The sequence below is a fragment of the Synechococcus sp. R55.8 genome (assembly GCF_047461895.1).
Classification (GTDB): domain Bacteria; phylum Cyanobacteriota; class Cyanobacteriia; order Thermostichales; family Thermostichaceae; genus Thermostichus.
This window is the reverse complement of record NZ_JANSIB010000104.1, coordinates 1-10372: the sequence shown is the minus strand read 5'-3', so window position 1 is coordinate 10372 and position 10372 is coordinate 1. Positions and strand designations below refer to the sequence as shown.

The window sequence follows — 10372 nt, the reverse complement described above, 5'->3', positions numbered from 1 at the left end:
GGTTTCTCCGATTCTCCATCGTGCAAATAGGCCGATAGCTGCGGGTCTGTCTCTTGCACCTGGCTCAAGAACCAGGCGTGCAGCCCTTTGGCATAGTGGGGATCCAGCAGGTAAGACCGAGGAGCCTGAACTTCCAAGGTGATCCCCACCAACTCGGATCCCGTCGGCCACTTGCCGTTCGCTTCTCTATCAGCAGATGGCTCTGAGAAACTCAGCATAGGCACAGCCCATTCCCAGTCCACAGCAACAATCAACACAAAACCCAACTTTCCATTGAGAAAATTTTAGAAGGGATCCCTTCTTATTGGGTTTACTCTCGAATTGCCCGTTGTACAGGCAGAAAAAATCTCACAATCTGAAGAAAGCCTTGAAATCGTCTGCAACCCATCGCACTCGATCTATACTGCTAGCAATCTAGAGGACTGAAAACCATGAGGCGAGAGCGTTTATCGGATATGGCTGAAACAATCGGTAACCTCAATGGCATCTCTCGGCTTGATTCGATTGGTTACCCACCCAACCGGCAAACCCTTTTTTGAAGGGCTTTGGTCTTCCGCGAAGGATTAAAAATCGAGGCCAATTGCCCCCAGCCTTTAGGGATCTGTCCGTCGCAGCCGATGGAAGCCCTGTCCAAGACTTGTCTTCCTTTTTCGCATTTCGCAGGTGCTGCTCATGACCCCTACTTCTGCTCCCTCTCCCGTTCCTGTTGCCTTGGCCTGGTGCCTGGCGTGGGGAGAACAGCGGGATCCCCAGTTTGCCCTGGAGACCTTGCAGCAGATGCGGGCCGCCGTTCGCGCCGACAACGAGGCCGGGATCCCAGAAGAGCTACGGCCCATTTTGGCTCAGGTGCGCCAATTTCAGGAGAGCATGGCGGCGAAGACCTTTCCCAGAACCCCGGCGGAGCTGCAATCCCGCTACCCGGAGCTGTGGCAGCAGACAACCCGCATCGGCTTGGTTTACGGGGGGGCCACCAAGATCAAGAGCTATGTCTTCGAGTCGGCCAAGCTGTCGGAAATCCGCGGGGCCTCCGCTTTGTTGGATCGCATTAACCTGGTGGATCTACCCGCCTTTTTCGGGGATCCCGAGCAAACCTACCTGGGATGGGAAGGTTTGGGGAAAGAGTCTCAAGCAGAGCTGAGGGCCTATGTGGCCGAGCAGATCCGGCCTTGGCTGCAGCAGCACTACCCGGCTTTGGCGCAAGCCCTGATCCCGGAGCTCATCATCTACTCCACCGGGGGCAATCTCCTGGCCTTTTGCCCGGCGGCCCATGTGGACGATCTCTGTGAGGCCATCGAGCGGCGCTACACCGAAGAAACCCTCACCGCTAACGCCTGCGCCGTGGGATCCGCCTTTCGGCTGCTGGAACTGCGCTACGGCCTGTTGCGGGATCCCATCGAACGCACCCCCTGGCTGGATTGGCTGGCGCAACACAAAACCCATCCCCTGGTGAGAGCCTATTTTGGGGATGGCAGCGAAGCCAGATTTCAAGACCGCAAAAGTTTCAACGAGTTGGTGGGTTACCTGGCCGCCCGCTTCAACCACCGCCGCAACGGCAATCCGGATCCCGGTCGCCCCAGCCGCGCCCATCCCGCCTTTTTTGAAACCCATCCCTACCTGCGCCGCGACAGCACCGACCGTCGCCCTGCCATCGCCAAAGCCGACCTGGTCGATCAGCCCTGGCTCTCGGAAGCCACCGCTCGCAAAGCCCTGGTGGGTCGCCAGGCCAAGCGCATTGAAACAGGCAAGCAAGGGTGGTTCCGCAAGTTCCCCACCTGGGATCCCGGCTTTGTGGAAAGCTGGGTAACGCGATTTGCCCGCTTTCTCAACTCTCCCGCCGGCGAGCCCTACCGGGAGCGCTATTTGCAGCCCCATCAGGGATCTGTCCAGGGGATCGGCGAGGCCCAATCTCTACGGGAAGTGGCCAACGCCAGCCTGGGCAGCCAGGGCTTTGTGGCTTACCTTTACGCCGATGGCAACGACATGGGGGGCTATGTGCAGCAGATCCAAACCCCAGAAGCCTACCGACAATTTAGCCGGGATGTTTCCGAGGCAACGGAAAAAGCCGTTTACCACGCCCTCGCCCAGCACCTGCAGGCCCATCGGCTGCACGGCCTATCCCCAGATCCGGAAACCGGCAGAGACCGCAACGGCGAGTGGATCCACCCCTTCGAGATCCTGACCATCGGCGGAGACGATGTGTTGGTGGTGGTGCCTGCCCACAAAGCCCTGGAAATTGCCGCCACCTTCTGTGAGCAGTTTGAGCAGCTCCTGCTGGACACCTCGGCAACCTATGCAGCTCAATCTTCCGGCAAGGTGCCTCACCGCTACCCGGCGGCAGATCGGAAGCTCTGTCGGCTCTCCGCCTCGGTGGGGGTGCTGATCGCCTCGGAAGACACCCCCATTTACTACGCCGAAAAGCTCACCGAACAACTGTTGAAATCCGCCAAGAGCTACGCGAAAAAGCTGAAGCCCAAAGACAAGGACTGCTCTGTGGCCACCATCGACTTTCTCTCGTTGAAGTCGGTCGCCCTGGTTGTCTCCAGCATCCAGGATTTTCGTCGGGAAGCTCTGGAGATCCGCCAGAACAGCCACACCCTCAAGCTCTACGCCGGCCCCTATACCGTCCCGGAAATCCACGGGTTGCTGAGAACGGTACAAGCCCTGCAGGAGGCCAATTTTCCTCGCTCCCAGCTTTATCAGATTCGCAGCTTCTTGGAAAAAGGCAAACGCACCGCCACCCTCAACTATCTCTATTTCCGCAGCCGCCTGGGCAAAAAGGGGCAGCCGCTGATGGAGGCTTTTGAGCGCACCTGGTGCAAGGCCAAAACCAACGACGGCCACCTTCCCCCCTGGATGTATGTTGAGCCACAGGTATCCTCGTCAACACCAACCTATGAAACCATCTGGCGGGATCTGGTGGATTTGTACGCCTTTGTGCAAAAACAGCCCCAGGCCGAGGGTCGGCCCGTTCTGGCGGAGGTGGAGTGATGGTGAGACTGGCAGAGCTGCCCCAAGCGGGGCGAACGATCACCTCTATCCCTTTGAGGGCCACCCTCGCCTCTGCCCTGGCGGTGGGAGCCGGCGGCTCCAGCGGCTCCCTGGCGGATAAGCCCCTGCTCAAAGATGCCTTTGGCAGGCTGATCATTCCCGGCTCCCAACTGAAGGGGCGGCTGCGCCACGAGTGCGAGAAACTGGCCCGTGGCCTGGGCTGGGCCATTTGCCGCTCTCCCGACCCAGAGCGCATGTGTCCGCAGCGGGAGGGCAGCGCAGGAAATTTCCACCGCCCCGAATACCAGGTGGAGGGCTACGCCGGATCCCATTGTCTGGTCTGCCAGATATTCGGCAATCCGGCCCTGCCTGCCCGCCTGTGGGTGGAGGATCTCGTCTGCGAGGTGCCGCCAGCAGCTCTGGAACCAACCCTTCGCCCTGGGGTCACCCTCAACCGCCGCCGCCGCACCGCCGAGGATCAGCGGCTCTACCTCATTGAGACCTCTCCCGCGGCTGAGCTGACTTTTTCCGGATCCCTGCAGCTTTTGCCCGATTGCCCTTCCTGGGGCAAAACTCTCCTGTTGGCGGCCCTGCACCACCTGATCGCGCTGGGGGGCAGCAAATCCGCAGGTTTGGGCTGGCTGCACTGGGATCCTGGATCCCTGCAGGCTCTCCAGCCCACCGCAGCCGATTGGGCTTTCTTGGCCCAGGGAGGGAGCTGATGGAAGCCATTCAACTCACCCTAACGGCTCAGTCTCCCTTGGCCATCGGTCGGCAAAAGCCGGGCGGCTCCATCAGCGAGGCCCAGGATTACATTCCCGGCAGCGTGATTCGCGGTGCTCTGGCCGACCTCATGCTCAGCCAAACCCAACATCGCCCTGCCGAGGCGCTGGAAGGAGATTTGGCCGCCCTGTTTACGGCAGCTCGGCCTGCTGTGTTTACCCACGCCTATCCGGGATCCGGCAGCAAGGTCTTGCCGGCCACGGCCTTCAGCTCGAAAAACAATCCCGGCTTCCGCTCAGAGGCGGGCAAAACGGGGGTGTTCGACACGCTCCTGGATCGCTTCTGCTCACAGCGGCTGGGGATCCCGTTCGATCCCACAGAGCCGGACGGTTCCGGGGGAAGAGTGGAGCCCTTCGGGGGGTTCTACAGCCAGCAGGAGTCTGACCTGGGGCCCCGCTACGAACGAGCTGCTGTGTCCAAACGCCTGCTCACGCGGGTGGGGATCAACCGTCGCCGCGCCACTGCTGCCGACCAAATCCTCTACAGCCTAGAGGTGATGAACGAGGGCAAAGCCCGCCCCAATGGGCATCTGGAGCGCTCCCTTTTCAGCGGCTACATCTACCTGCGGGATCCCGAGCTGGCCGAGACCCTCACCCGCTACCTCAACGCCCACGCCCACCTGCTGCGCTTGGGAGGAGGGGTGTCGCGGGGATTGGGCCGGGTCAACGTCACGGCTCGGCGTCTGGCTGCTCCCCGGCCTTCCCTGGCCCAGCGGGTGGAAGCCTTCAACCAAAAGCTGCGGCAGCGCTGGCAACAATGGCAGGTGTTCGGGGATCCCTGGCAGCCCCTTCCGCCGGAGCGGCAGTATTTCTCCATTGGGCTGCAGTCGGGGGCCATTCTCAAAGAGCGCTGGCAACGCACCACCGTGCTCACCCCCCAGATGCTCCAGGAAGAGGCCAACTGCGAAGATGGATCCCTGGCTTTGGAGCTGGCCTTCAGCAGCTACGCCTATGTCTCCGGCTGGAACGCTGCCTGGGGTCTGTTCAAAGATGTAGAATTGGTAACCACGCAGGGCAGTGTCTTTCTGCTGAGCACCACGCAACTGGAGCGTTGGATCCCGATTTTGGCGGAGATGGAATACTGGGGGATTGGCGAACGCACTGCTGAAGGATTCGGCCAAATCGAAGTTTGCAGTCCGTTCCATCATCATTTCTGGGAGAACCCGCTATGACCTTCGCCACCAGCGAGATCACATCGGAACAAGAGCTCAAGATCCAACGGCAAATCCGGCTGGCCGAAGATGATCTGGTCGCCAGAATTCAAGCCGCCTTGGATAACTTCAGAGGTCTCAACAGATTGGAAGAGGCCCAATATCGCAACCTATTGCACGTGGCAGCTTCCACCGAAAGCTCAGAGGTGATCAAGAACTTTTTGCGCTACCAGGTGGGGCGCGATAACAAGTGGGGGCGGGGCAAAGACTCTTTGGCAGAAGCCATCATCAAAGACATCGACAACTGGATTCATCAAAGGGCTATAGCCATCGCCAGGGAAGCCGGAATTGAAAGAGCATCCCCCAAAGTCAACGAGATCAAAATTGACTTGATTCGGCGCTACCTGGGCTATGGGGCCCGCTACCTCAAGTACAAGCGAGAGGGAGGAGGATCCTAGACCGTGACCTACAGCAGTTTTACCCTTGAGAGAGCCATTTCGACCTTTCAGCTCAGGTCAAGAATCATCCATGGCCTGTTTGCAGAGGTTCCACCGACTGAGTGCTCCGATTACTTGAAAATAACCCTAGATCGCTATCTCGGCTTGGCCACCTCGGTCAACAGCGAAAAAGCCCGCTCCGAGTTTATCATCGCCCCTGTGCTGGGAGAGGTGAAGTACCTATGTCGGGATCAAATCTCGCTGTTTTCCGGCAAGGAATTCAACGTGGATCCCGAGAGGGGGTTGGTGGGCCTATGCGACTACATCATTTGCCTATCCCCTCTCCAACTCTACATTCAAGATCCGGTGGTGATTATCGTTGAGGCCAAAAAAGAAGACTTGATCGGGGGTCTGGGCCAGTGCGTTGCCGGTATGGTGGGGGCACAGGTCTTTAACAAGAACTCCAATTCTCAAGTAGACAGTGTCTATGGAGCAGTAACCTCAGGAACCAACTGGCGATTTGCAAAACTCGAGGGTGACCAACTCTTTATCGATGACAGGGAGTACTTTATCTCAGAAATTGCTCAGATCCTAGGGATCCTCTTGAGTTTTATTAAGGGCTCCGTCTCGCTTCGGGAATGGCAAACCTCTGCAGTACAAGCCTTAACTTGAGCAGCCATTTGAGGGAACAATGTTCGACGTTTTCAAAAACCGCTTGGAAATCACCGGCACCCTCACCACCGTGACCGCTCTGCACATCGGGGTGGGCCGCTCCACCGAACCCATCGGCTCGGATTTGCCGGTTCTCAAGGATGCGCTGGGCCGTCCGCTCATTCCCGGCTCCAGTTTGAAGGGGGCGATGCGCTCTCGCCTGGAAAGTTTCTTGCGGGGCATCAACCCAGAGCTGGCCAGGGATCCCGGCGAATTGACCAGCAGCGAGCAATTTCAGATCATCAACCAAATTAAAAATGACTACAGAGGGGACGATGCGGCTCTGACTCAAAAGCTCATTGAGGCCACCGACTGGGTCTCGCAGGTGTTTGGATCCCCTTGGTTGGCCGGCAAGGTGCAGATCCGAGATTTGCCCGTGGTGCCGGAAGCCTGGTTTGGCCAGTACCAAGAGCGGGATGGCGTGGCCATCGATCGGGATACGGAAACGGCGGCAGATGGCAAGCTGTACGACTTGCAAGTGGTGCCTGCCAGCACCCCCTTCCGGTTTCATGCCGTCGTCGAAAATGCCGAGGAATGGGAACTGGGCCTCTTGGCCATTGGCCTGCACCAATTGGAAACGGAACAGATCCCCCTGGGAGGGGGGCGCTCCCGTGGCTTGGGGGTTGTCCGCCTGCAGATCTCGGCAATCTATTGGTTCGACTCGGAAGGGGATCCAAGACGGCTGCTGGCCTACCTTCAAGAGCTGGTGGCCGGATCCCGACAGCCGCTCAGCCCGGAGCAGGCTGCCGCTTTGCGCCAAGACTGGGTGGAAGCCCTGGTTGTCAAATTAACAACGGCCTCTCAACGGCAATCGGTCGGCCCCCGCCGCTAGCCCTATTTCATGTCAGGAGGGATCCCGATGGTCTTCATGGACTCTACAACGGTTGGCGATACGGTCAGCGTTTTCCACCCCTATCGGTTGACAAACTGGACAGACTGCTTGCCGCCCCAAGCCCCTCAACCAAAAGCTCCTGTTCTGGTGTGAAGGATCCCAGGCTATGCACAAACGCTACGTTAACCATTGCACCCTCTGCCTCGCCCTCAAGCCCGATGGCCCTGTTCTCATCAAGGCGGGCAAAGAAGGGGCTGACCCGACGAAGCCGGATATGGAGTTCGTCGAAACCTATCACGGCGGCGGGCGAACGGTCTATTTTCCCGGCAGCTCCCTCAAAGGGGCAATTCGCGCCCATGCGGAGCGCATCGTCCGAACGGTGGGCAGCGACAGACGTCCTGAGGGGGGAGGCTTCAAACTCTGGGCCAGCGATCCCCTCGACCAAAAGGCCAATCAATGGCTGGAAAAAATTGAAGAGCCCCACCAGGTTTACGCCCTTTCTTCCTTTACGGATCAGATGTTCGGCAACACAGCCATCGCCAGCCGGGTCCGCATCGAAGATGCCTATCCCAAGCCGGGAACCCCTCTGCGTCTGGAGGAACGTAATGGGGTGGCCATCGACCGCGTCTTCGGCTCAGTGGCGGTGGGGCCGTTCAGCTATCAAGTGTGCGTAGAGGGATCCTTTCAAACCAAGATCCACCTGAAAAACTTTACCCTGGCCCAACTGGGTCTGCTGGGACTGGCGTTGCGGGATCTGGATGAAGGCTGGTTTGGCATCGGCTTTGCCAAGTCCCGCGGCATGGGCACCGTTCGGGTTGAGTACGAGTGGGCGGTGGTGGACTATCCGGGCTGCCTGGTGGATGAGGCAAACATGCAGATTCGACTGCTGGGATCCCCCCTGACCTGGCCACAGGGATCCCTGTTGGGGGCGGGCGAATTTTTAACCCCCGAAGAGGCAGGCAAATACGGCTTCCCCAAACCCGATTGCCAAGCGGTGCCGGTGGGAGCGGAGCCAATGCCTTTGGGATTTGGGGCGCGGCTGACCTGGGATCAGACGTCTGAGGCCAAGGTGGAACATCTGCTCGCCACCGCCGTAAACAGTTGGGCCAAACTCCTGCAAGCGGAGGCCAAAGCCGTATGAAACCAGCCTACGTCGCCTCCCTCAAGATTCAAGATGGGGCAGAGTCCTCGCTTTCCCAAGTGCTCTCGGCTTGTTTTTCCACTTCTGAAAAAACCTACTCCTTTCTGCGCTGGCCCCATCGAGTCAGCGGCATTCAGGTGGGGATCCCGGCGGATCCCGTCTGTCCAGAGGGGCAAGTTTTCTCCCAACAAGGGGAACTGCGCTGGAAAAGCACCCCCCACGGCTGGGATCTGCTGTATCTGGGGATCCAAGCTCCCCCGGACTCCTTTATCCCTCTGCCGGGAGAGTGGCGGTGGGAGGATCACGCAGCCGACCTGTACGGATCCCAAAATCGAGAAACCCGCTTTCCCAAGCCCCTCAGCCATCCCCAAGATCTCAAGGTGGGCCAGCGCTACTTCCGAGATGAGCGAACTGCCCGCGTTCACTTTATTGCCCTGATTCCGAGGTGACCATGACCCCCCAAGGCCCTCGCCCATTGCCCAACCAGGCCGCATCTGCAAGATCGTCTGCCGGCAACAGCAGTCGAGTTGGAGGCAAACCAACCGTGTTTCCCAAACCCTACGAGCTGATCCCGTTTCCCACCCAGCGCCCCACGCTGGAGCGGCCCGCCGGCCACGCCCAGTTCCATCCCGATAGGTTGCACGGCACCCTCTTCCTCACCCTAACGGTGCAGACTGCCGTCCACATCTCCACCGGCCACTTGGCCTTGGGCAGCGATGTCGGGGTGAAAGGGATCCCGGTGCTCAAAACCATGACCACCACTCCCAACGGAAGGCTTAAAATCCAGGGCAGCTCCCTCAAGGGGGCCATCCGGGCCATGTATGAGGCGATCACCAACAGCACCCTGGCGGTGATGATGAGCCAGTACCGAAATCGGATCCCCCCAGAGCGGCACCCCTGCCGCAACAAAGAGCAGCTTTGTCCGGCCAGCCGCGTTTTCGGTGCCCTGAACTGGCAGGGATTGGTGGAGTTCAAGGATGCCATTGCCACCAGTGCCGGATCCGGCGGCGGATCCCTGCCCCCCCTGTACCGTCCACGCCCGGATCAGTGCAAAGCTTATTTTCAGAAGGAAAACGGCAGAGTCATCGGGCGCAAGTTCTACTACACCCACAGAAACGCGTTGCAGGACAGTTCAAGGGGAACGCCCACCCAGCAAGCGATACAAAACACAGTTTTCAAAACCCAAATCCACTTCAAAAACCTCACCCTTGCCGAGCTGGGCACCTTGCTCACGGTTTTGGGGCAGGATCCCAACCATCCCATGCTGCTGAAGGTGGGGGGCGGTAAGCCCGTGGGCCTGGGATCCCTGCAGGTCACCCTCGACAAGATCGAGCGGCCCGGCAACCTAAAAGATCGCTACAGCCGCTACGATCCCCCAGAAGCCGATACCCTGGAAGGAAAACGCCTCCAAGCCTTTGTGCAAGAGCAAATTCAAGCTGCCCAGGGCTACATCTTGCCCGAACAACTCAAGCGATTGGCCGCCATCCTGAGTCCCACTGCTCTGCGCGAGCCGCCCACCGGAGTGTACTGAGGGTTCCCCCATGCTGTCAGACACTGTCGATCTCAGCCCCCAATCTTGGGATCTCGCCCACGGCATCGCCCTGACCTTGGCCAAGGAAAGGGTGGATGTCGACGAGTTGAGCAAATGCGTCGCCTATCTGCGCTCGGTTGCCCATCACCCTGACGCGGGATCCCGCTTTTTCCGATTCACCGGCGAGCTGGTGCGGGAAACTGGCCTATGCCGTACCCAACAAACCAGAAGATACTATCAGCTTATTGACGAAACCTGCAAAAGGTACTTGCAACCTCTGCAGGACAGGCCGGCGGAGATGCTGCAGATCCTGGGCTGGGCAGCCCGGCTGGCTTGCTACTACAAGGATGGAGGGATCCCCATTGGCGAGATTCCACCACCTCAGGGATCCCAACCCAACGACAACTCCGGTCGCAAGGACTCCGTTCCCCAAGGGGCGGGAAACAAATCCCAGGACGACAGACAACAACAAAACCATCAACACCAACAAGACCAGGCCCAGCATCAGGCCCGCAAAGCCCACTTCCAGACCGGGCAAAAGCTGAAGGCCACCATCACCAACATCAAGGGCAACGAAGTCACCTTCCAGATTCTGGACACAGACACCAAGCTCACCCAGAAGGAGCCCAAACGGGCGGGATCCCTCTCGGTGGGGCAAGAGGTGCAGGTGGAAGTTCTGGGTCTAAAGGAAGATGGCAGAATCCGCAAGGCCAAGCTGCTCTGGGCGCAAAGCGGAACAGAGCCCTCGAAAAATTTGAGTTAACCGCCTATCATGCAGACCATCATCATGACTGTGGGC

The 10372-nt window shown here is 59.1% G+C and carries 10 protein-coding genes and 1 pseudogene; 10 read left to right on the top strand and 1 reads right to left on the bottom strand.

Features of this window, described 5'->3' with window-relative positions:
* A pseudogene (locus NW829_RS10435) lies at positions 1-218 on the bottom strand (CRISPR-associated endoribonuclease Cas6); the annotation flags it as partial.
* A gap of 454 nt (positions 219-672) precedes the next feature.
* On the opposite strand from NW829_RS10435, the gene cas10 reads away from it, so the two are divergent.
* From cas10 to NW829_RS10385, 10 genes are all read left to right on the top strand, one after another.
* On the top strand, positions 673-2988 hold the full coding sequence (gene cas10 / locus NW829_RS10430) for a type III-B CRISPR-associated protein Cas10/Cmr2 (RefSeq protein WP_414329364.1): 2316 nt from the start codon (positions 673-675) through the stop codon (positions 2986-2988).
* The gene (locus tag NW829_RS10425) at positions 2988-3710 is read left to right on the top strand and encodes an RAMP superfamily CRISPR-associated protein (RefSeq protein WP_011432243.1); all 723 of its coding nucleotides are present in this window, start codon (positions 2988-2990) and stop codon (positions 3708-3710) included. Before cas10 ends, NW829_RS10425 begins: the two co-directional genes overlap by 1 nt.
* Positions 3710-4942 (top strand): CRISPR-associated RAMP protein Csx10, encoded by a 1233-nt coding sequence (csx10, locus tag NW829_RS10420; RefSeq protein WP_414344022.1) that lies wholly within the window; start codon positions 3710-3712, stop codon positions 4940-4942. The genes NW829_RS10425 and csx10 overlap by 1 nt, the downstream gene beginning before the upstream one ends.
* Positions 4939-5379: a hypothetical protein gene (locus NW829_RS10415; protein WP_414402616.1), complete on the top strand. Its 441-nt coding sequence runs from the start codon at positions 4939-4941 to the stop codon at positions 5377-5379. The genes csx10 and NW829_RS10415 overlap by 4 nt, the downstream gene beginning before the upstream one ends.
* Positions 5380-5382: 3 nt before the next feature.
* Positions 5383-6030 carry a hypothetical protein gene (locus NW829_RS10410; protein ID WP_414329367.1) on the top strand — a complete coding sequence of 216 codons (648 nt, stop codon included), beginning with the start codon at positions 5383-5385 and terminating at the stop codon, positions 6028-6030.
* Positions 6031-6049: 19 nt separating this feature from the next.
* The gene (csx7, locus tag NW829_RS10405; protein WP_414417029.1) at positions 6050-6901 is read left to right on the top strand and encodes a CRISPR-associated RAMP protein Csx7; all 852 of its coding nucleotides are present in this window, start codon (positions 6050-6052) and stop codon (positions 6899-6901) included.
* 166 nt (positions 6902-7067) lie between these two features.
* Positions 7068-8042: an RAMP superfamily CRISPR-associated protein gene (locus NW829_RS10400; protein WP_414417028.1), complete on the top strand. Its 975-nt coding sequence runs from the start codon at positions 7068-7070 to the stop codon at positions 8040-8042.
* Positions 8039-8491 carry a hypothetical protein gene (locus NW829_RS10395; protein ID WP_011432237.1) on the top strand — a complete coding sequence of 151 codons (453 nt, stop codon included), beginning with the start codon at positions 8039-8041 and terminating at the stop codon, positions 8489-8491. Before NW829_RS10400 ends, NW829_RS10395 begins: the two co-directional genes overlap by 4 nt.
* 95 nt (positions 8492-8586) lie before the next feature.
* Positions 8587-9573 (top strand): RAMP superfamily CRISPR-associated protein, encoded by a 987-nt coding sequence (locus tag NW829_RS10390; protein WP_414417027.1) that lies wholly within the window; start codon positions 8587-8589, stop codon positions 9571-9573.
* A gap of 10 nt (positions 9574-9583) precedes the next feature.
* Positions 9584-10336 carry a hypothetical protein gene (locus tag NW829_RS10385; RefSeq protein WP_414417026.1) on the top strand — a complete coding sequence of 251 codons (753 nt, stop codon included), beginning with the start codon at positions 9584-9586 and terminating at the stop codon, positions 10334-10336.
* The last annotated feature ends 36 nt before the right edge of the window (positions 10337-10372 follow it).

Bases quoted from the DNA above. Each gene is read 5' to 3' on its own strand.
- NW829_RS10425 (WP_011432243.1), top strand. From the start codon at position 2,988: ATGGTGAGACTGGCAGAGCTGCCCCAAGCGGGGCGAACGATCACCTCT.
- csx10 (WP_414344022.1), top strand. From the start codon at position 3,710: ATGGAAGCCATTCAACTCACCCTAACGGCTCAGTCTCCCTTGGCCATC.
- NW829_RS10400 (WP_414417028.1), top strand. From the start codon at position 7,068: ATGCACAAACGCTACGTTAACCATTGCACCCTCTGCCTCGCCCTCAAG.
- cas10 (WP_414329364.1), top strand. From the start codon at position 673: ATGACCCCTACTTCTGCTCCCTCTCCCGTTCCTGTTGCCTTGGCCTGG.
- NW829_RS10395 (WP_011432237.1), top strand. From the start codon at position 8,039: ATGAAACCAGCCTACGTCGCCTCCCTCAAGATTCAAGATGGGGCAGAG.
- csx7 (WP_414417029.1), top strand. From the start codon at position 6,050: ATGTTCGACGTTTTCAAAAACCGCTTGGAAATCACCGGCACCCTCACC.
- NW829_RS10385 (WP_414417026.1), top strand. From the start codon at position 9,584: ATGCTGTCAGACACTGTCGATCTCAGCCCCCAATCTTGGGATCTCGCC.
- NW829_RS10415 (WP_414402616.1), top strand. From the start codon at position 4,939: ATGACCTTCGCCACCAGCGAGATCACATCGGAACAAGAGCTCAAGATC.